The organism is Planomonospora sp. ID82291, assembly GCF_015711645.1.
Lineage (GTDB): Bacteria > Actinomycetota > Actinomycetes > Streptosporangiales > Streptosporangiaceae > Planomonospora.
Map to the genome: position 1 here is coordinate 231,515 of NZ_JABTEX010000005.1, position 19,490 is coordinate 251,004.

Below are 19,490 nucleotides of genomic sequence, written 5' to 3' on the forward strand. Positions count from 1 at the left end.
GGGTGTCAGGCGAACATGCGCGTCCTCTTACCCGATCACGAGTGGTCGGCAGGGCTGACGATCGATCCCTTGCCGGGCTTGGTCGTGATCAGCCCTTGCTCGCGCAGGGCCTCCATCGCCTTGCGAACGGTGACCCGGGCAACGTCGAACTCCTCCTGAAGCTTCACCTCGGAGATCAGCGTCAGGGGCGGGTAGGTGCCGTCCTTGATCCGCTCGGCGACGACGTTCGCTATCTGCTCCCACTTGTAGAGCCTGGGGTCCCATTCGATCACAGGACGACTCTAGGTGTGCCCCTACCTACGAACATAGAACAGCAATTCCTAGGAATGGTGTAGACAGGATAGGACAGGTTGACCTACGGTCAGATCATGACCCCGGTGACCTACGACCTCGACGCACTCCGCGCGGTCTTCCCCGCCTGGTCGGTGTTCCGCAGCGACGCGGGCGCCTTCTACGCCACCCGGCGCGGCGAGACGCTCACAGACCAGCAGATCGACGCCGGCCTTCAGCGCACGGTCTGCGCCGACGACCTGGCGGACTTCGTCCAGCTCCTCCAGGTGCAAGAGGATCTGCGGTAGGCGGCCGTGAGCGACCAGGGCCGAACCGCGGAGAGCTACCACACCCTCCACCTGGCGCCGCTGCAAGCCACCTACGAGCGCATGACCTGGAGGCCGGCGACTCCCCGCGCGGACAGGGTCCGCATCCGCGAACACACCTGCCCGAACCACACGGTCAGCTATGAGTTCTGCCTCGGCGGGGGCCTGGCGTTCATCCGCCGGACGTACCGCTCGGACGGCGTGGTCGTGCATGAGAGCGAGTGGCTGCGCATCCGGGACGCCGAGCGCCTGTGGCTGCGGCTCCTCCTCGGACAGGCCCGATGACCGCCTTCGGATTCACCCGGAATTGAGAGGAGATGGAAATAGCGGATATGTTCTGACCGATCCAGTAACCGGAATGCGCGACACGGCACGTTGAACATGTCGCGTGCAATCGCGGACAACTTCATCATCGTCTATTTCCGCAGGTCACGACCGACCTGCGGCTACAGGCGTTTGCCCACTGGCAGTTTTTCTGCCAGTGGTGCGGATCACCCGGCTTATCGTCGAGGCAAGCGACGACAGGGAGGGTGAACGTGGCTACCGAACAGATGACGATGGGCCAGCGGATCGCGCGGGCCCGTCACCGCAAGGGCTGGGATCAGGCCACCCTCGCGGAGAAGATCGGCCGTTCGGTCTCCTGGCTGTCGAAGGTGGAGAACGGCCGACTGCCGCTGGACCGGATGAGCGTCGTCGGCCAGCTCGCCGAAGCGCTCGGGGTGGAGATGGCCGAGCTCACCGGTCAGCCGTACCGACACGAGACCAACGACCTCGACTCCGGGCACTCGGCGGTCCCCGGTCTGCGCCTTGCGCTCCAGCAGGCGACCATGCCGGGCGGGGCCGCGCTCCTGGGCAACCGGGAACCGCGGGGCCTGGCCGAGCTGGAGGCGAACGTGCGGCTGGCCGAGCAGCTCCGCCAGGACGCCAAGTTCACCGCCCTCGGTGAGGTGCTGCCGAGCATCATCACGGACCTGCTGCTCATCACCTCGGGTGGGACGGCCGACCGGGACCGGGCGGAGGCGTTGATGCTGCGGGCTTGCCACATGGCGCGCGTCTCCTCCAACCTCCTCGGTCACCACGACCTCGGGTGGACGGCGGTACAGCGGGAGCTCGTCGCCGCGCAGCAGGTCGGCGCTCCCGAACTCGTCGCCGCCGCGTCCTGGGACCTGTGCGGCGTCTGGCTCCATGAGGCGGCGCTCGACCCGGCGAAGAACGCGGCGCTGTCGGCGCTCGATCAGCTTGAGCCGTACGTGGGGACGGGTGACGACACGATCCGGGCGCTGTGGGGAGCGCTGCACCTGCGGGCGGCCGTCGCCTACTCGCGACTGTGGGACCAGACCGAGGCGGAAAGCCACCTGGCCGAGGCGTGGCAGATCGCCGAGCGCCTGCCGGCGAACGGCAACGCCTTCCAGACCCAGTTCAACCGCGTCAACACGACGATTCACGCGGTCGAGGTCAGCATGGAGCTGGGGCGTCCCCGGGATGTGATCACGCGGGCGGAGCAGGTGGAGATCGCGCAGATCGCCTCGTCGGAGAGGCAGGCGCACTACTGGACCTGCACCGCGGCGGGCTACCACATGAACCGCAAGGACAACGAGGCTGTGGAGGCGCTGCTGCGCGCGGATCGCATCGCTCCTCAGCACGTCCGCAACCGCCCGCTGGTCCGCAACATCGTGCGTGACCTGCGCGACAGCGGCAAGCATCGTCGTCAGCGTGAGGTCGCCGGCCTCGCCCAGGCGATGCGGCTGCCCTGACCAAAGCTCATCGGTGAGCCTGTCCGCGCTCTGGCTCTCCCCATCCATGAAGGTTCCACAGGTCGTGCTCGCGGCCTGCCTAAGCGAATGAATGGGGCACTACTCGTGGGTCTCAACGAGATCGAACGGCAGATCCTGCTACGCGAACTGGCGGAGATCGCGACCGAGCTTGCCGAGCTTCAACGGCGGGCGCTCGTGATCACTGCTCGGGTCGATCTGGACGAGTCCGGGCGTCTAGCTCGTCCAGCCTGAAGCTCAACTTCTTCACGTGCTCGCGGATCTCCTGGAGCTGCTGGGAGATGAGAAGGAACTCCTCGCTGTGCTCCTCGTCCGGACCTGCGGTGACGGCGGGGCGCGGGGTCTCCGCGTCGGGCGTGCGCAGCACGAAGCTGCCGGACCCCTGGCGGGTCTCGATCAGTCCTTCGTCGCGCAGGACGGCGAGCGCGTTGCCGATGGTCATCATGGCGACGCCGTACTTGTCGGCGAGTTCCCGGGCCACGGGGAGCTGTTCCCCGACCGCGTACCGGCCGGCGGCTATCTCACGGCGGATGTCGTCGGCGATACGCAGGTAAGGCCGTCGCCGGTCGGTGGTGCCCATGACTCCACAGTAGCCGTTCTAGGCATCTAGGTCTCTGGGCAAGCCGTAACGAAACACGGAGGCAACCTAGCTGTGTCGGTTTACATTTCTAGATACCTAGGTATCTTGATACGCAGAACAATCACTCTCTGGAGGTACACCCTCATGCGCAACATCCCCATCCCCGTCGACGTCGCCCGGCTCCAGTTCATCTGCGTCAAGGCACCCTGCCCCCGCGTCATCAACCGGGACACGGGCGAGATCAAGACCGACAAGGCCAGCGGCCAGACGGTTTACGAGGTCCTGTGCTCGGTGGAGGACGCCTTCGGCAAGATCGAGCTGGTCAAGGTCAGCGTCGTCGGAGAGCCCCCGGTCAGCCCCGGTGATCAGGTCAACCCGGTCGGCCTGGTGGGGTACGTCTGGGAGCTGTCCGGCCGCTGGGGCATCGCCTACCGGGCGTCGGCCCTGCTGCCCGCCGCCGCGGCGGAGGTGCGCGGTGTCTGATCGCTTCCTCCTGGCGCTCCTCGACGTCCTCGTGGTCCTGGCCGTCACCGTGGTCGGCCTGTGGGCCTGGCGGCGCTGGCACTACCGGTCGTTCTGGCTGGTGGTCGGCTACCCGCTCATGGCGATCAGTGTCCGGGCCACCTGGCGGAAGGTCGCCCTCGGCTGCGGGCTCACCAAGAAGCGGCAGCGCTTCTGGTTCACCACCGTCCCCGGCCTGGTCTCCTCGACCGGCGTCGTGAAGGTCAAGCGGCGTTTCCAGCGGATCGCGGTCGACACCAAGCCGTGGATGTGGCTGCCCCTGCCGACCCGGTACGGCTGGCGCGTCACGCTCCACACCCTGGAAGGGCAGACACCCGACGACTACCGCCAAGCGGCCGAACAGCTCGCGCACTCCTGGCGGGTGCACGCCGTACGGGTCTCCTCGCCCCGGCCCGGCCGGGTGGTGCTGGCCGCGACCATGCGGGATCCGCTGGTGCGGGTCGACGAGATCCCGCCCTCCGGCGAGCTGCTGAAGGTCACCGTGGGACGGCTGGAGACCGGCCGCCCGTGGGTCATCGACTTCCGCACGGTCCCGCACTGGCTGAACGCCGGGGCGACGCAATCCGGGAAGTCGAACCTCGCCAACGCGCTCATCGTCGGCTTGGCCGCGCAGCCGATCGCCCTGGTCGGCTTCGACCTCAAGGGCGGCGTGGAGTTCACCCCGTACGCGCCCCGGCTGTCGGCGCTGGCCACGTCTCGCGCCGAGTGCGTCGGCCTGCTGGACGACCTGGTGGGTCTGATGGCCGATCGGATGACCGCATGCCGTACGGCCGGCGCCCGCAACATCTGGCAGCTCCCGCCGGACCTGCGCCCGGTACCGGTCGTGGTCCTGGTCGACGAGCTGGCCGAGCTGTACCTGATGGCCGACAAGAGCGAGAAGGACGAGATCGCCAAGACCTCGACGGCGCTGCTGCGGGTGGCGCAGCTCGGGCGGGCCTTCGGGATCTACCTGTTCTGCTGCGGTCAGCGGATCGGCTCCGATCTCGGCCCCGGCGTCACGGCACTCCGTGCGCAGTGCTCGGGGCGAATCTGCCACCGGGTCAACGATCCGGAGACCGCGACCATGACGCTGGGCGATCTCGACCCGGCCGCGCTGGTCTCCGCTCGGGCGATCCCCGCCGAGACGCCCGGGGTGGCGATCGTGGCCGGTCAGGACGGCCAGTGGTATCGCGCGCGCTCCTTCTACGTCTCCGAGCACGCGGCCGAACACGCCGCTCAGATGTACGCGGACCTGACCCCCTCCTGGGAGGAGATCACCAGCGGCGCCGATCCCGTCGAGATGACCGATGACGACCTTGCCCAGTTCCTCACCCCCGCCGCCGTCGTCCCGGAACCCCGGAAGGGCTGACAGAGCATGCGACGCCTCGCCTCCTGGCTGCTGGACTCCGGTCTCGTCCTCGTCCTGGCGCTCATCGCCGGAGCCGGCTCCTTCTCCCACATCCGCCAGACCGCCGTAGAGCACGGACAGACGGGCTGGATGGCCTGGGCCGTGGCCGTGTGCGTCGATCTCACCTGCGTCATGGCCGCCCGCGAACGACAGCGCGACAAGAAGACCGGACGCGAGCGGACCGGCCCGCTCTCCTGGCCGACCTTCGTCCTCGTCGCCGGGATCGTGCTGTCCCTGGCCGCCAACCTCCACCAGGCCGAACCCTCGGTGTGGGGCTGGCTGACCGCCGGAACCCCCGCGGTGGCGTTCCTGGTGGCCGTCTCCATGCTGGAACGGCGGGCCGCCGCTCCCAGTCCTCACCCGTCGCCGGAACCGGCACCGATGACCGCTGCGGCGCCCTCGGTCCCGGCCATCGCCCCGGCCGCCGACGACCACCAGGCCGACGCTCCGGGGCCGGCCCCGGCCCTCCTCGACTACGCCCGGCGGATCGTCGACGAGCACCACGCCAAGCACGGAAAGCCGATCACCCGTGACCTCCTGCGCGCCCGCCTGGGCGTGTCCGACCAACTCGCCTCCGATCTGCTCCGCCACCTGCGGACCGTGCCGGACGCCCTGTGAAAGGAACCGCACCCATGTCCACCGACCCGACACGCCGCGCGGCGTTCATCACCGGCCTGCGGGACCTGGCCGACTTCATCGAGGCCCATCCCGGCATCCCCGTCCCTCGCCAGTCGACTCCGATCACCTACTTCCCGAAGCAGACGACCGACGCCGAGATGCGCGCGGAGGTCGACCGGATCGCCGGCCTGTGCGGCGCCCAGATCGACCCGGAGCCCCTGCCGTACGGCCACTACATGATCACTCTGCCCTTCGGGCCGCTCCGTTACGAGATCGCCGCGATCCTCTCCGACGCCCGCGCCCGGTACGGCGACCTCAGCAGCTACCACGGCTGCGTCACCCCTGATTCCGACCCGGCACACGTTGCCTGACCGAAGGACAACCACCATGCGCATCCGCCTCGACGGCACCCACGCCGAGATCACCTACAGCATGTTCCGCCTCCGCGAGATCTTCACCGTGACCTCGGTCTCGCGGGCCTACCCCGACCGCACCCGCCCCCGGAACTACCGGGTCTTCGTCAACATCATCCCGCGCGAGATCAGAGGCGCGCGATGACCGAACTCCTCCCGGTGGTCCGCTGCCGCTGCGGCACCTGCAACGGGACCGGTGTCACCGGAGACGGCGAGACCTGCCCCGACTGCCACGGGACCGGAATCGACGACCACGGCGCATAGCCGTGAGCGCCCCCCGCCTGGCCGCACAACCGCCAAGTTCCGCGCCAGGCCGGGGGCCATCCCTCACAGATCACCTCTGGATAGGACGGAACCCATCTTGCCCCACCCGCACGCCGTAGCCGGGATGGTCTCCCGGCTCAACGATCCCCACTATGCCCGCTGGGCCTCCCAGGTCCGCGCTACGGGCGGCTGCCGACAGCCGATCCACCTGCGCGGCAAGGTCGACCACATCGACCCGGCCACAGGTGAGCTGCTCCACCGCTACAGCACCCGCGCCGAACCGGGCGGCGTGCTCCGTGTCCCGTGCAAGACCCGGCGGGCCTCGCGCTGCCCGGCCTGCGCCGAGGTCTACCGCGCCGACACCTACCAACTGATCCGTGCGGGCCTGGCCGGCGGCAAGGGCGTCCCGGAGACCGTGACCGGCCACCCGTGCCTGTTCGTCACTCTCACCGCCCCGTCCTTCGGTGTCGTCCACACCCGCAGGGAGAAGAACGGGAAGGTCCTGCCCTGCCACGCCCGCCGCGACGCCGCCACCTGCCCGCACGGGCGGGTCATGTCCTGCACCGCCCGCCACGGCTCCGAAGAGACCTGCCTCGGCGAACCGCTCTGCCCCGACTGCTACGACTACGCGGGCAGCGTGCTGTTCAACGCCCTGTCCCCGGAGCTGTGGCGGCGCTTCACTCTGGCCCTGCGCCGCCGCCTGGCCAAGACCGCGGGCCTGACCCAGCGGGAGCTACGCGAGCAAGTGACGGTGTCCTTCGCCAAGGTCGCCGAGTACCAGCGGCGCGGCGTCGTGCACTTCCACGCCGTCATCCGCCTCGACGGCCCCGACGGACCCACCGCCTCGCCTCCGTCCTGGGCGACCGCCGACGCCCTGGCGGACGCCGTACGGCATGCCGTCTCGGCCGTGGCCGTCACCGCCCCGGCCGCCGAGGGTGAACCGGCGCGGGTGCTGCGCTGGGGCACTCAGCTCGACGTCCGCCCGATCACGATGGGTGGGGAGCTGACCGATCAGGCGGTGGCCGGCTACATCGCCAAGTACGCCACCAAGGCCGCCGAGTGCGTCGGCACCCTCGACCGGCGCGTGAGCCCGCTCGACGACCTGGACGCGCTGCCGCTGCGGGAGCACGCCCGGCGGCTCATCGCCGAGTGCTTCCGCCTGGGCGCCCTCGACGGCCTGGCCGAGCTACGGCTGACCCAGTGGGCGCACATGCTGGGCTTCCGCGGCCATTTCTCCACCAAGTCCCGCCGCTACTCCACCACCTTCGGTGCGATCCGCGAGGAACGCGCCGAGCACATGCGGGCCGAAGCCGTCAGCACCGGGCGGCTTCCCCTCTTCGAGGAGGACACCGTCCTCGTCATCGCCGAATGGGAGTACGCCGGACAGGGCTACTCGCTCGGTGACGCTCTCCTCGCCGCCGCGCTGACCGGCGTCCCCCTGGCCGGTGTCGCCCTGGCTGATCCCGGAGGCCGGTGATGAAGACGATGAACCGGCTCTGGACGGTGGAGGAGGTCGCCGAGTACCTCGGCGTGCCGGTCGGGACCCTCTACCAGTGGCGCTGCAAGCGGATCGGCCCGCCCGGCCGCCGGATCGGCAAGTACCTGCGTTACCTCCCCGAGGACGTGTACGCCTGGGTCCGGGAGCAGACATGACCGTCTACGACCGGTGGCACAAGTCCCGCCCCGAACCCGGAGAGGCGAAGTGCTCCGAGCACAAGCGCGTGCCGACCGCCAAGCACGGCCAGGGAGCACGCTGGCAGGTCCGCTACCGCGACGAGAAGGGTCAGCAGCTCAAGCGCAACTTCGAGCGGAAGGCCGACGCCGACCGCTTCGACGTGACGCGCCGGGCCGACGAGCCGCGCGGCGAGTGGATCGACCCCAAGCTCGGGCAGACCAGGTTCCAGGTGTACGCGCAGACGTGGATGGCGTCGCGGCTGCACAAGCCCGGGACCGCGATGACCTACGCCGGGCACCTGAAGAACCACATCAATCCGGTCTTCGGCCTGGTCCCGCTGATCTCCATACGGCCCACCGCCGTGCAGCGGTGGGTGAAGGACCTCCACGTGAAGGGCCTGGCGCCGCGTACGGTCGAGACCGTCTATGTGATCTTCTCCAGCATCATGCGCGGGGCCGTACGGGACGGCATGATCCGCCGTTCCCCCTGCGTCGACATCCGCTTGCCGGAGCCGGACAAGACCACGATCCGGCTCCTGTCCCCCGCCGAGGTGATCGCGCTCTATCGGGCCATGCGGCCCGAGTACGCGCCGCTGGTCCTCCTGGGGGCCGCGGCCGGTCTCCGGCAGGGTGAGGCCCTCGGCCTGGCCGTCGACCGGATCGACTTCGCCGAGGGCATGCTGACGGTGGACCAGCAGGTCGTGGTGATCGACCGGCGTCCGGTGCTGGCCCCGCCGAAGACGCGGGCCTCCGTCCGCGACGTCCCGGTGCCGGCCGTTCTCGCCGACGCGCTGGCCGAGCACATCGACCGGTGCGAACCCGAGGACGTGCTGTTCCGGACGACGCGCGGCAATCTGATCCGGCGCGACTACTTCAACGCCGACGTCCTGCGGCCCGCGATCCTCGCGGCCGGGGTGCCGGCGGACATGACGTTCCACGATCTGCGGCACACCTTCGCCAGCACGGCGCTGGCCGAGGGCGTGCCGATCTCCGAGGTGTCCAGGTGGCTCGGGCACGAGTCCATCACGACGACCGTGGACCTGTACGGGCATCTGGTCCCGGAGGCCTCCGAGCGGGCGCGGACGGCGCTGGACAACGCGTTCGCCTCGGCGCTCGGGTCCGCCGGATGTGCCTCCGATGTGCCCTCTCAGGGTTTCGATCTTCCCGGGTGAGGGTTCCGCCGCAGGTCGGGGGCGGGTGGGGCGGACGAGTCGGCCTGTAGGCCGGGTTCTGCCACCTGCGAGTTTGTGACCTGCAGCGACTCCCCCGGCATACGCTCTGACCAGGCATTTCATCGGTCAACATTAGTGATCGTTAGTCGCCCCTGGCCGGTGTCGTCCGGAACAGAGACGGAACAGACCTCGATCTACTTCGCGCCGCGGGGCTTGGCCTCGATCCCGTGTTCCCGGGCAAGGCGTCGCACGTACGCATCTGTGAACGGTGAGTGCTTCACGACGTCGGTCGGTCTCTGGCCGGCCTTGAGTGCGGCGACCACGTCAGCGATCACGGCTGTGCGGGATTTCTCATGCTCTGCTTCGGTCTCGCGGTATCGGCGTGTGCTCGCGTCTAGGGCGTCAAGCGGGTCATTCACTGTCATACGCAACACGGTATCGCAAGTCTCTTGCGCAATCCATGCTTGACCGCTAGCGTCTATCGCAACAAAGGATCGCAACTCGATAGCGGGCATGCTCGACGTTCGAGCACCTGACCCGCCGCGGTCCTTCCTCCGCACGACGGAAGAAGACGCACATGTTCAACGGTTCGCGCCTCCTCGCCGAGGCTGCCACCCTCTCCGCCGACCAGCTCGACGGCATCGCCTGCGTCCGCTGCGGACGCGACGACACCCCCATGACCCCGGTCGGACGCGTCGACGGCTGCCAGGTGTTCGCCTGCGCCTCGTGCGCCACCACGCCGGAGCCGCCCGCGGCCGTCGACCTGCACGCCCTGCTCGACTCCCTCACGCCCGCCCAGCTCAACGGCCGCGCCTGCATCACGTGCGGTGCCGCCGGCGAGATCCTGAAGCCGATTGGCAAGCTCCTCGACCGCGACGTGGTCGAGTGCGACGCCCACAAGTGGGAGCGGGACGGGGTCGAGAACCCGCCCACCTGGTTGACCGGCCCGTGCCCCGCGTGGTGCATCGCCCGGCACCACGCCATGGACTGCCCCGAGGACCGCCAGCACTCCAGCGAGATCCTCGGCGTGGACCTGACGACCCACGACTTCGAGAACTGCGGGACGCAGGACAGCCCGGCCTTCCGGCCGGTCTCGGCGCGCGTCGACCTCATTCAGCACTACCGGGAGGCGGAGGCGCGGGTGTGCGTCGGCGTCGGGGACGACACCTCGTTCCGGCTGACGCTCGCCGAGGCGGAGCAGCACGCCCGCCACCTCCTGCGGATGGTCGCGCTGGCCCGCGGCCAGGTGTCCAGCCCCGAATAGCAGTACGGCCCCGGGCCGGTGGTGACACACCGGCCCGGGGCCTCGATCCCATCCCCTGCGTACACAGGAGACGAAACCGTGAGTGAGAACGTACAGCCCCCGATCCCCTGCCCGCCATGGTGCCGCTTGGATCACAGCAAGCACCGCGGCGGCCACTTCGCCGTCCTCGCCACCATCGGCGAGACGGCTCAGGTGGAGATCCTCCAGCCCATCCACAACGGCGTCCTGCAGGAGCCCGCGGCCCGTATCCGCTTCCGTGTCGACGGCCGCAACAGCGAGATGGAGATCCCGCCGGCCCTCGCGTGGGACCTGGCGAACTTCCTCCTCGCGATCGACTTCCGTCTGATCCAGGACATCGCCTCTGCTTTGCGCCTGCCGTACTACCTGACCGGAGAGCCCGCGTACGAGGTCGCCCCGAAGAAGGAGGAGGCGTGATCCGGGCTGTCACGACCGCTGTGGTCGTCCTGCTGGCCGCGGTCGCCGCGGTTGTCTCGTACCGGCACGCGTTCGAGGTGGTGACCGCGTACGGGGAGGCGGGGTTCACCGCCTACTTGGTGCCGCTCACGATCGACGGCGCGATCTTCGCGTCCTCGATGGTGATGCTCGACTGTGCGCGCCGCGGGCTCCCGGTTCCGCCGCTCGCCCGCTGGACGCTCGGCCTCGGCATCCTCGCCACGCTCGCCGCGAACGTCGCCCACGGGTGGGCGCACGGGCCGGTCGGGGCGATCGTCGCCGCGTGGCCGGCCGTCGCCCTGGTGCTCTCGTACGAGCTGTTGATGGGGCTGATCCGTCGCGGGGCAACCGTGGGCGTCAGCCCCATGGTTGCCGAGGACGCCTCAACCACTCGCGTTACGCGAGGGGTTGCCGAGGCGGTAGCCGTACCCGCGGAGAGTGTCACGGGTGACACCGTCGACTCCGCCGGGATCACCGAGGGCACGGAGCCGGGTACGGCTCCCGCCGAGATCACCCCGGCGGAGCCGGTCGCCGTACCCGCCGAACCTGAGCCGGACCCCGCCGCAGAACGCGCGGTCGCCGACCTGGCCGCGTTCCGCCGACGCGTCCACGACCTTCTACCCCCGCCTGCACCTCTCGGAGGGTTCGCGCCTGACCCCGTACCCGGTCCTGTACCCGGGCAGCTCATCCGGCCTCACGCGGTACTCGCCGAGAACGGCGGACCACGCCGTTTCGAGGTGAGAGAGACGCTGCCCATCGAGGACATCACCCCCGTACCCGACCCTGTACCTGAGGTTCCCGCGCTGCACCTGGACGCGGCCCGCGTGTTCGCCGACGACGTCGCCGCGGGCACGGTACCGAGTCTGCGGCAGATCAAGACCACGCTCCGGATCGGGCAGCCGAAGGCCAAGCAGGTACAGGCGTACCTCGCGGGGGTGACCGCATGACCGCCGTTCACGAGACGCCCGAGGTGTTCGTCCGACCGGAGACGCCCCGCGAGTTCTGGACGCGTCCCCGCCGTACCCGGGTACCGGTCCGCCGGATCGTGCGCGCGGTGCGTCAGGGCCAGTACGGGCGCCGCACGGTCCGCTTCACCTACCGGGCCGCAACCGTTCCCTTCAGCGGAACGGCTCGACTCGGCCGCGCCTACTGGCGCTGGGTGACCGCCGCGGACTACCGGGGAGCCGACGACTACAAGTTCGTGGAGCGAGTCCGTACCCGCCGGCGCCGCACCGCGTGGCTCGTCGGCACCGGCTACGTCGTCTCCTCGGCGGTCTCCGCCTACACGGTCGGCGGGTCCGCGGCTCTGCTGGCCGCGGGTGCGGTCGTCGCGTCCGGCAGCGCGGTCGAGGTCGGCAAGCGCATCAAGGACCGGCCGACGCCGTTCAAGCTGCCCGGCATGGGCAAGGGGCGGACGCCGGCGGAGAACCTCGTCGTCAAGGCGGCGATCGACGCGAAGCTGGGACGCGCCGACGGCATGAAGCTCGCGGCGCCGGTCCTCACCGAGGCCGGCGGATGGTCGACCGTGCTGCAGCTCCCGCCCGGCCAGAAGGCGCGGAAGTGTCTCGGCCTCGAAGGGGACTTCGCGTCCGCGCTCGGCGTCGGGGAGAGCCAAGTCGTCTTCGAACTCGTACCTGAGCACGCCGGGCAACTGGTCATCTTCGTAGCCAAGAGCGACCCGTTCCTGAAGGTGTACCGGTCGCCGCTGCTCGGCCGTACCGAGCCCGTCGACTTCTGGCGGGGCGTCCCTGCTGGAATCAACGGGCGTGGCAGGGAGGAGCGGCTCCGCCTGGTCGACGCGTCCCTGTTGGTCGCCGGCGAACCGCGGGCAGGCAAGTCCGCCGCAGTGAACGGCATCATCGGCACGGCCGCCCTGGCGGTCACCCCTCGAATCCATCTCTGGGACGGTAAGGGCGCCGGCGATCACCGTCCATGGCGGAAGATCGCCCACACCGCGGAGAAGCGCAACGCCAAGGGGCTGCTCGCGCACCTGCATCAGATGCAGGCCCAGATGGAGCGCGTGTTCGATCTGCTGGACGAGAACGGCGGCAGCACGAAGCTGACGCCCGAGCTCTGCCGCAAGCTCGGCATCGACGTCGAACTGACCATCGTGGACGAAACAAGATATTACGTGTCCTCGCCGTGGGGAGACGAGATCGTCGAGGCCATGGTGGACATCGCGTCCCGCGGCCCGGCCGCCGGTGTCCTGCTGGTGCTCGCCACCCAGCGCATGACCACGGACGCGATCCCCGGCCCCCTCAAGGGCGTCTGCTCCCTGCGGTGGGCGATGCGCTGCCCGGACACGACGGCGTCCAACGCCGTGTTGGGCCAGGGCGCCGCCGGCGCGGGCTACAACGCGAGCGAGATCCCGCGGAGCCACCGGGGCGTCGGCATCCTCGACGCGGACGGCAGCGACCCCGTGAAGGTGCGGTCGTACTTTCTCGATGACGCTGGGACGGACCTGCAGGAGGTCGCCGAGGCGGCCTACGCGCTTCGGGCCGCGGCCGGCACCCTGCCCACCGCGGCGGCCTCGGCGGAGCCGGAGGCGGACCCGGTCGAGCTGGTGCTGACCGCGTTCGGCGAGGCCGACCGGCTCCACACCGTCGACCTGGTCGAGGCCCTCGGCGACGGATGGACCGCGGCCCGCCTCGCCGAGGTGCTCAAGCCGTACGGGATCACGCCCGGAGACGTGAAGATCGACGGCCGGAACCGCAACGGGTACCGCCGCGCGGACCTGGAAGCGGTCTTCACCCCCGCCTGACCCCGGGTCTACCGAGGCCCTACCGCCGAAACAGGGTCTACCGCCGGTCTACCGCCCCTGAGCTGGGAGGTCGACCCGGTAGACCCTCCCGGGCATCCCCTCTTTTACCCCTCTCCCGGGCCTGTAGGCCAGGAAGGAGCACCCCTCATGGAACTGCTACTCGTCGCACTGACTGCGCTCGCCGTGTACGTGATGTGGGACCGGCGCCGACACCCGCTCAAGCGCTGCCGGCCCTGTCGCGGCACCGGCCGGAAGACCTCCGGATGGAACCGGGAGGCGTACGGCGTCTGCCGACGCTGCGGAGGCAAGGGCGAGCTCCGCCGGTAAGGCACCCAAGGGGTACGCGTTCCCCGCGTATCCCTTGAAGGGTCTTCATACTGTGAACCCCCCCGAAGGGTGTCGGCGGTGTCGACACCCTTCGGTTTGCGCCGGACATGCTGTCCGCCGCAACCGCCGCGGGGGACACGCCGTCCCCCGCGAAGGGCGCAAATGCCCTTTTTCCCAGATCCGGGAAAAAGCTGTGACCAGGCTTTTTGCCAGCTCCGACAAGAACTCTGGGCGTCAGTCCTCGACCTTCCGGACGAACGTCCCCTTGGCCGGCAGCGTCACGACCAGCTCTCGTTCCCGGAGTTCCTCAACCGCCCGCCGTACGGTACCGAGAGCGACTCCGTACTCCTCGGCGAGCGCCCGTTCCCCGGGCAGACGGGCGCCAGGGCGGAGTTCGCCGGCGTCGATCCTCGCGGCGACGTGGTCCGCCACCGCAGCGTAGACGTACTCGGCGGGACCGGGCTCGAACGGTGGGACAACAGGTGCGTCTGCCATACAACTCACCGTAGGGAGGCACTCCGCTGCCCATACGGGTAGGTAGCGGCCTACCGCTGTACACCGCTCTATACCGCGTCATATGTTGGCGGCATGGCCGCGAACGACTACGCGCTCCCCCCGCAGGGCTCGTTTGAGCAGTACATCAAGAGCATCAGCGACCTCGCCTACACCAGCCCGTACGAAGGCGGAGAGCCGGAGCCAGAGCCCAGACGGTGCAAGCACTGCGAGCAGAAGCTCCGGCAGACCTCCGCCGAGACAGGCGGCCAGTGGGTCGCCCGCGGGACCTCGTACTGGTGCCGCAAGAGCCCGACGAACCTGCACACGCCGTAAAGCTCCGGCCGGAGCACACTCCCCGCGTCACCGGGGACCGGCCGGCCTGGTGCCCCGGGCTGCCGCATCCGCGGAGGGAGCAGCCCGGGGCACCGTCATTCACCGGCCCTTCGAGCCGAGCCGCGAGTACAGGGCCGCGGCAACCGCGTCCACGTCAGCCTTCTCGGTCACCGCGAGGGTCTGCACCTGCACCAGACCACCGGTCCCAGCGAGCGGCGTCGACCCGCCCATAGTGAGACCGCCGCCGGCGCTCGATCCGCCCGCGCTGGACGAGCCGGACGAGACACCCTGCACCGGCCTGCTGGTCTTCGACCAGTTCGTGCCGCCCGACCCGCCACTGAACGCGACACCGGCCGACCCTGTACCGACATGACCAGCGATCATGGTTTTCGGCTGAGTCAGGGGCCTCGTGGACCTCGACAAGCTCGCAGAAGCGAGCGGCTGCGTACCCTTCGTCAGCGACGCTGAGGCAACTCTCCCGCCCGACGATGACCCGGCCCGCGGGTTCCGCTCGTCGCCCTTGCCGGGCGCGGCCTTGCCGTTGAGCGGCTTCGTCGACCTCGACAAGGACGCCGATTTGAAGCTGCCGTCGCCACTCTTGCCGGCCCGCGGGTTCCGCTCGTCACCCTTCCCGTCGGCCGCGGCTTTCGCCGAGGAGACCGCCGAGGCGAGCGTGTCGATCGACTCCGTCAGCGGCGGGATCTCGGCCCCCATCGTGTCGGCGAACCCGCCGACCTCGCCGGCGAACCCGTCAACCCCGCCCGCGAACCCGTCGATCTGCCCGGCCAGACCGCCTACCTCCGCGGTGAGCCCGCCCGCCGTGGTGCCGACCTCCCCGAGAGCGGACGTGAGCGACCCGGCGTTGCCCATGGTGGTGTCCAGCATGGTCGTCGCCGTCCCGAGAGACGTGGTGACGTTGACCGCGGTCGTGTCCAGCGCGGAGCGCAGCGAGTCGATCCCGGTGAGGGTGACCATCGCCGACCCCGGAGCCGCCCCGCCCATCGGGATACCACCGCCACCCGTCGACGCGGGCCCGTTGATCGCCATCTTCTCCGGTACGACGGCCATGCCCAAGATCCGCGCGGACTCCTGCAGAATGTGCAGGCCACGGCCCCGCTTCGCATCTGACAGCGGGATATACGCCTCAAGCCCCGCCTCACCGAAGATCACGTCCGGGCCGTTGCGCCCGCTGATGCGATACGCCGACCGGGCGATCATCGGCCGCGGATTCGGCCCCAGATCCCGGATACCGCCCTGCGCCATGAGCTGCGTACCGGACGGGTTGAAGATGCCGCCGTAAGCCTTCGGCGCTGCGATGCCTATAGGGATCGCCGGCGCCTTCACGCCGAGCAGGCTCCGAATGAACGCGTGCACGGCATTCATCGCCGGACTCGTGTCCGCCGTGATCTTGATGGGGGGCGGCGACTTCAGCTTGTTCGCCGCCGACTGAACATCGTTGATGCCCTTCGCTGCCTTGTCGGCCTGCGCCCGGTTGATCCCGAAGTTCGACGCGAGCTTGTACACCTCATCACGGGCGCCCTTGTTCGCCCCGGCAAGGTTCATCAGAGCCGGGATCTGCTGGAGGAACGCGTTCCGCGCAACGTTCGTGTCCCCGGCGAGGATGCCCTGAGCGTTGGAGGTCTCGGCGACCTTCGTGGCGAGCTCGGAGAACTTCTGCCGGGCCTGCTCTGCGGCGTCGCGCTGCGCGAGCGTCTGCCCCTTGCTGGTCTCCATCGACCCGCCCGCGGCGTCCACAGCGACCTTGACCGCCGCGTACGCGTCCCGCAGTCCAGCGTTCACCAAGGTTGTTTGGGCGTACTCCTCGCGGGCGCTGGCGATCTTCTCGTTGCTGCCGTCGATCGCCTGCAGAACCGCATAGATCTCCTTGTTCATCGACTGCTGGCCGTAGGCGAACGCGCCCGCCTTCGGCACCGCCCCATCGAGGGAGAGGCTGTACTCGTCGGTCTTGGCCTTCACGGTGGCGATGTCACGGGCGTTGCCAAGCGCCGCACCCCGCAGCGTCTCCAGCTCGATGCCGAGCTTGCGTGCGGCATCCGCCGCACCGGAGTCGATGAGGCCTTGCCCGATCTGCTGCTTGAACTGCTCGTTCATCGCGCCCTGCGACTCACCCAGGGCCGCGGCGAGGGACCGTACCTCACCTGCGGCCTTCTCGTTGGCCAGGGCGAACTCTCCGAGGACCAGGGCGCCCGCGCCGACCGCCAGGCCGAAGGGTCCACCCGCCCCCAGCATCCCCGCCAGACCGGCGATCTTGCCGCCGATGCCGGAGCGTCCGCTCCCCACGGCGGAGTTGACGTCGTTCATGCGGTCCCGCAGCCGGCCGAATGCATCCGCGGCGCCATTGATGGCCTGCCCGGACTTGACCGCCAGATAGACCGCGCCGATCGCTACAGCAATGGCCTGGATATGTCCGGGGTCCATACCGGAGACGAGGTCAGCGAGCAGCGACAGACCGCCCAGCGATACGGCGCCGAGCGGGGCGAGAGCGGCAACGAGATCGACGCCCGCCCCCGCGATGTTCTTGATCAGCGCCCAGACCTGAGGCGCCTCGGCCTTCACGAAGAGAACGAAGTCCTGGAAGTCCTGGTCGGTCTTCAGGCCGCGGCCGAAATCCTCCCACTTCTGCGTGACCCGCTCCAGGCCATCCATCAGCGCGTCCGTGTGCGGCATGAGCGCCTGCAGGATGCCGCCGATACCACCGAACACGTTGGAGAAGCTCGTCCCCAGACCTTCGATTGCCCGCGGCGCGTGCTTCGTCGTGGTGTCGAGGAACTCCTTCCAGTGTGGGCCGGCGAGCGCCGCCTGTCCGCGCTTCTCCAGGTTGCCGAGCGCGCCAGAGCTGGCCTCGATCAGCGGGTTGAGTTGCGGGAGAAGCTGCTTGGTGAGCTTCAGGCCATCGGTGATGATCGGCCACACGCGCGGCGACACGTCGGCCTGCCAGTCGTTGTAGGCGTCGCCGAACGCGACGAACTCCTTGGCGAGCTCCTGCTCCGCTTTCGTCAACTCGTCAATCTTGCCCTTGTCGATGGCCTCGTTGACGCGGTTGACCGCCGGGACCGCGACCGCAGCGAACGCGGTGAAGCCCAGCCCGGCCGCCCCCAGAGGGCCCGCCAGTGCGGCAAGGCTACTGCCCAGCACCGCACCGACCGGGATCGCTGCGGTTGCCGCCATCGCCCCGGACAGCATCGCCAGACCGCCGAGGGCATCGCCGACGTCCGCCTTGGCGCGAACCGTGACGGTCTTGCCGTCAAGGAGATCGGCCTCCGCGGAGACGGCCCGCAGTTCAGCGAGCGCGATGCCGATGTCCGCGCGGACGATGACGTCCACCTCGGCGCGCTGCAGCATCTCCAGCTCACGCTCAATCTCCGCGATCTGAGCACGGGCCACGTCGGCGTCGACGTCGATGCCGATCCGCTTCTCGGAGAGCTTCTCCATCTCCGCGCGGACCTGCGCGAACTTCAGTTCAGCCGGAGTACTGTCCGCGTCGATCTCAATCTTCGGGAGAGCCTTGGTGGCGTCTTCGAGTCGCTTACGCATCCGCCGCGCCGACTCGCCCGTCTCGGTCATCTGCCGGCCGAGATCCGCGGTGTCCCGCTTGGCCTTACCCAGGCCCGCTTGGAAGCCCTTCACGTCCGCCCGCAGGCGGATACTCACGCTGCGGTCAGCCATCCGACCCGCCTCCTTCGGTTAGAGTGAGCTCGATCTCCCGGCTGAGTTTCTCGACCGTGCTCCCGTGCCGGTCGGCGAGCATCGCCAGCGACAGGCCCCGGGCCGCGTCGAGGACGTCGACCAGGGCGACGAGCGCCGGCGGCAGATTCGCCCGCGACCAACGCGCCAGCTCGTGGACCATGCCGAGGCCCTCATCGTCCAGATGGGCGAACGCCGCCGCCATCCGCAGCCACGCCGCGGACGTCGCCGGGAACTCCTGCTCAGGCTGCGTCGTCACGACCGGCCACCAACCCGAACTCATGCGCCCGCCACCGGGCGTGCTCACCCAGACCGGGCAGATCCTCACGGGACACCCGCCAGTCCTCGGCCACGACCGGCAGCATCCCCATCACGTGACGGGCCACGCGAGGGCTCCGCAGAACCTCGCCCACGGTGTACTTGTCCACGGCCATGCCCACCGCCGCGGACACCAGATCCCGCCCCGGCACCGACCGGGCCCGCTTGACCGTCTCGCCGAACATCGTCACCGTGTTCGCGTCTCCGGTCAGACCGAACCGGGCGCGGGTGCCGCCCTCGACACCGGCCGCCTTCAGGTCCGCCGACAGGACGCCGATCAGGTCGGCGGCCGTCCGCACCTGCCGCCGGCGATCCTCCCCCGCCTGCACGAGCGCCTCGACCGCCTCGACCGCCTTCCGGAACAGGACAGCGATCTCGGATTCGTCGGTGTCGACCAGGCGGGCGACCTCCGCGGCCAGAGCCTTCCCGCGGGCGTCGATGTCGGCCAGGTGCGCCGCCTCGGCCTGGCGCCGGGCCGCCTCGACCCGCAGGGCCGCGAACTCCGCCAGGGACCGCGCCTCGGCGAGCTCCTGCGGCGTCACCGTGGCGTCGCCCGCCGTGACCCTTTCGGCGATGGCGTCGGCGAGCTCCCGCGCCTGCCGCGCGTCGGCCTCCGCCTGCCTGACGATGTCCTGATGCTCGTTCACGCCGCCCCCTTGTCGTTGCCCTCGCGGTACTCCCGCAGAACGCGCCCCTGCTCCGCGAGAGCCGTCTCAAGCGGCTGCGGCTCGCGGTCCTGCGTCTCCTGCTCCTGCTTCTGTCGGCGCGCTTCCAGCGCCGCCCACAGGTCCGGTCTCGGCATCGGTTCTCCTGGCCCTCACGTAGTCCTCGGCGGA

General features: G+C 69.7%; 25 protein-coding genes. 17 read left to right on the top strand and 8 right to left on the bottom strand.

Annotated elements, in window-relative coordinates; all coding sequences use genetic code 11:
* Window positions 1–35: 35 nt before the first annotated feature.
* On the bottom strand, window positions 36–272 hold the full coding sequence (locus HS045_RS35030) for a winged helix-turn-helix domain-containing protein (RefSeq protein ID WP_196454704.1): 237 nt from the start codon (window positions 270–272) through the stop codon (window positions 36–38).
* Between the two features lie 96 nt (window positions 273–368).
* On the opposite strand from HS045_RS35030, the gene HS045_RS28940 reads away from it, so the two are divergent.
* The 3 genes from HS045_RS28940 (at window position 369) to HS045_RS28950 (ending at window position 2,350) form a co-directional block, all read left to right on the top strand.
* Window positions 369–578: a hypothetical protein gene (locus HS045_RS28940; protein WP_196454706.1), complete on the top strand. Its 210-nt coding sequence runs from the start codon at window positions 369–371 to the stop codon at window positions 576–578.
* 6 nt (window positions 579–584) lie between these two features.
* Entirely contained in the window at window positions 585–881 is a 297-nt protein-coding gene (locus HS045_RS28945; protein WP_196454708.1) for a hypothetical protein, read from the top strand.
* Between the two features lie 251 nt (window positions 882–1,132).
* Window positions 1,133–2,350: a helix-turn-helix domain-containing protein gene (locus HS045_RS28950; RefSeq protein WP_196454710.1), complete on the top strand. Its 1,218-nt coding sequence runs from the start codon at window positions 1,133–1,135 to the stop codon at window positions 2,348–2,350.
* Window positions 2,351–2,549: 199 nt separating this feature from the next.
* Here HS045_RS28950 and HS045_RS28955 read toward each other — a convergent pair whose 3' ends face one another.
* Window positions 2,550–2,948: a GntR family transcriptional regulator gene (locus HS045_RS28955; protein WP_196454712.1), complete on the bottom strand. Its 399-nt coding sequence runs from the start codon at window positions 2,946–2,948 to the stop codon at window positions 2,550–2,552.
* 144 nt (window positions 2,949–3,092) lie between these two features.
* Here HS045_RS28955 and HS045_RS28960 point away from each other — a divergent pair, with 144 nt between their 5' ends.
* The 9 genes from HS045_RS28960 to HS045_RS28995 all read left to right on the top strand — a co-directional run bounded on the left by HS045_RS28960 (window position 3,093) and on the right by HS045_RS28995 (window position 8,998).
* Window positions 3,093–3,431, top strand: a complete 339-nt coding sequence (locus tag HS045_RS28960; protein WP_196454714.1) for a hypothetical protein — start codon at window positions 3,093–3,095, stop codon at window positions 3,429–3,431.
* Window positions 3,424–4,818 (top strand): FtsK/SpoIIIE domain-containing protein, encoded by a 1,395-nt coding sequence (locus HS045_RS28965; RefSeq protein ID WP_307827778.1) that lies wholly within the window; start codon window positions 3,424–3,426, stop codon window positions 4,816–4,818. Before HS045_RS28960 ends, HS045_RS28965 begins: the two co-directional genes overlap by 8 nt.
* Window positions 4,819–4,824: 6 nt before the next feature.
* Window positions 4,825–5,475 (top strand): DUF2637 domain-containing protein, encoded by a 651-nt coding sequence (locus HS045_RS28970; protein ID WP_196454715.1) that lies wholly within the window; start codon window positions 4,825–4,827, stop codon window positions 5,473–5,475.
* Between the two features lie 14 nt (window positions 5,476–5,489).
* Window positions 5,490–5,846 (top strand): hypothetical protein, encoded by a 357-nt coding sequence (locus HS045_RS28975; protein ID WP_196454717.1) that lies wholly within the window; start codon window positions 5,490–5,492, stop codon window positions 5,844–5,846.
* A 16-nt stretch (window positions 5,847–5,862) separates the two neighbouring features.
* Window positions 5,863–6,033 carry a hypothetical protein gene (locus HS045_RS28980; protein WP_184946890.1) on the top strand — a complete coding sequence of 57 codons (171 nt, stop codon included), beginning with the start codon at window positions 5,863–5,865 and terminating at the stop codon, window positions 6,031–6,033.
* Window positions 6,030–6,152 (top strand): hypothetical protein, encoded by a 123-nt coding sequence (locus tag HS045_RS35645; protein ID WP_255531959.1) that lies wholly within the window; start codon window positions 6,030–6,032, stop codon window positions 6,150–6,152. The genes HS045_RS28980 and HS045_RS35645 overlap by 4 nt, the downstream gene beginning before the upstream one ends.
* A gap of 97 nt (window positions 6,153–6,249) precedes the next feature.
* Window positions 6,250–7,629, top strand: coding sequence for a replication initiator (locus tag HS045_RS28985; RefSeq protein ID WP_307827779.1), 1,380 nt, complete (start codon window positions 6,250–6,252; stop codon window positions 7,627–7,629).
* The gene (locus HS045_RS28990) at window positions 7,629–7,805 is read left to right on the top strand and encodes an AlpA family transcriptional regulator (RefSeq protein ID WP_196454719.1); all 177 of its coding nucleotides are present in this window, start codon (window positions 7,629–7,631) and stop codon (window positions 7,803–7,805) included. The genes HS045_RS28985 and HS045_RS28990 overlap by 1 nt, the downstream gene beginning before the upstream one ends.
* On the top strand, window positions 7,802–8,998 hold the full coding sequence (locus HS045_RS28995) for a site-specific integrase (RefSeq protein WP_196454721.1): 1,197 nt from the start codon (window positions 7,802–7,804) through the stop codon (window positions 8,996–8,998). The genes HS045_RS28990 and HS045_RS28995 overlap by 4 nt, the downstream gene beginning before the upstream one ends.
* 194 nt (window positions 8,999–9,192) lie before the next feature.
* Here HS045_RS28995 and HS045_RS29000 read toward each other — a convergent pair whose 3' ends face one another.
* Window positions 9,193–9,423, bottom strand: coding sequence for a hypothetical protein (locus HS045_RS29000; RefSeq protein ID WP_196454722.1), 231 nt, complete (start codon window positions 9,421–9,423; stop codon window positions 9,193–9,195).
* A 152-nt stretch (window positions 9,424–9,575) separates the two neighbouring features.
* Here HS045_RS29000 and HS045_RS29005 point away from each other — a divergent pair, with 152 nt between their 5' ends.
* The 4 genes from HS045_RS29005 to HS045_RS29020 all read left to right on the top strand — a co-directional run bounded on the left by HS045_RS29005 (window position 9,576) and on the right by HS045_RS29020 (window position 13,476).
* Complete coding sequence (locus tag HS045_RS29005; protein WP_196454724.1) at window positions 9,576–10,262, top strand: hypothetical protein; 687 nt, start codon at window positions 9,576–9,578, stop codon at window positions 10,260–10,262.
* A gap of 126 nt (window positions 10,263–10,388) precedes the next feature.
* A complete protein-coding gene (locus tag HS045_RS29010; RefSeq protein WP_196454726.1) occupies window positions 10,389–10,697 on the top strand; it encodes a hypothetical protein in 309 nt (102 codons plus the stop codon).
* Window positions 10,694–11,662: a DUF2637 domain-containing protein gene (locus HS045_RS29015; RefSeq protein WP_307827780.1), complete on the top strand. Its 969-nt coding sequence runs from the start codon at window positions 10,694–10,696 to the stop codon at window positions 11,660–11,662. Before HS045_RS29010 ends, HS045_RS29015 begins: the two co-directional genes overlap by 4 nt.
* Window positions 11,659–13,476: an FtsK/SpoIIIE domain-containing protein gene (locus HS045_RS29020; RefSeq protein WP_196454728.1), complete on the top strand. Its 1,818-nt coding sequence runs from the start codon at window positions 11,659–11,661 to the stop codon at window positions 13,474–13,476. The genes HS045_RS29015 and HS045_RS29020 overlap by 4 nt, the downstream gene beginning before the upstream one ends.
* Before the next feature lie 561 nt (window positions 13,477–14,037).
* On the opposite strand, the gene HS045_RS29025 is transcribed toward HS045_RS29020, so the two are convergent.
* Window positions 14,038–14,298 carry a winged helix-turn-helix domain-containing protein gene (locus HS045_RS29025; RefSeq protein ID WP_196454730.1) on the bottom strand — a complete coding sequence of 87 codons (261 nt, stop codon included), beginning with the start codon at window positions 14,296–14,298 and terminating at the stop codon, window positions 14,038–14,040.
* Window positions 14,299–14,391: 93 nt separating this feature from the next.
* Here HS045_RS29025 and HS045_RS29030 point away from each other — a divergent pair, with 93 nt between their 5' ends.
* Window positions 14,392–14,631: a hypothetical protein gene (locus tag HS045_RS29030; protein WP_196454732.1), complete on the top strand. Its 240-nt coding sequence runs from the start codon at window positions 14,392–14,394 to the stop codon at window positions 14,629–14,631.
* A gap of 99 nt (window positions 14,632–14,730) precedes the next feature.
* On the opposite strand, the gene HS045_RS29035 is transcribed toward HS045_RS29030, so the two are convergent.
* From HS045_RS29035 to HS045_RS29050, 4 genes are read right to left on the bottom strand one after another with little or no spacing between them, the layout of a single operon-like run.
* A complete protein-coding gene (locus HS045_RS29035; protein ID WP_196454734.1) occupies window positions 14,731–18,318 on the bottom strand; it encodes a hypothetical protein in 3,588 nt (1,195 codons plus the stop codon).
* Entirely contained in the window at window positions 18,311–18,595 is a 285-nt protein-coding gene (locus tag HS045_RS29040; protein ID WP_196454735.1) for a hypothetical protein, read from the bottom strand. The genes HS045_RS29035 and HS045_RS29040 overlap by 8 nt, the downstream gene beginning before the upstream one ends.
* Entirely contained in the window at window positions 18,579–19,301 is a 723-nt protein-coding gene (locus HS045_RS29045) for a hypothetical protein (protein ID WP_196454737.1), read from the bottom strand. Before HS045_RS29045 ends, HS045_RS29040 begins: the two co-directional genes overlap by 17 nt.
* Window positions 19,298–19,456 (bottom strand): hypothetical protein, encoded by a 159-nt coding sequence (locus tag HS045_RS29050; RefSeq protein ID WP_196454739.1) that lies wholly within the window; start codon window positions 19,454–19,456, stop codon window positions 19,298–19,300. Before HS045_RS29050 ends, HS045_RS29045 begins: the two co-directional genes overlap by 4 nt.
* Window positions 19,457–19,490 lie beyond the last annotated feature (34 nt).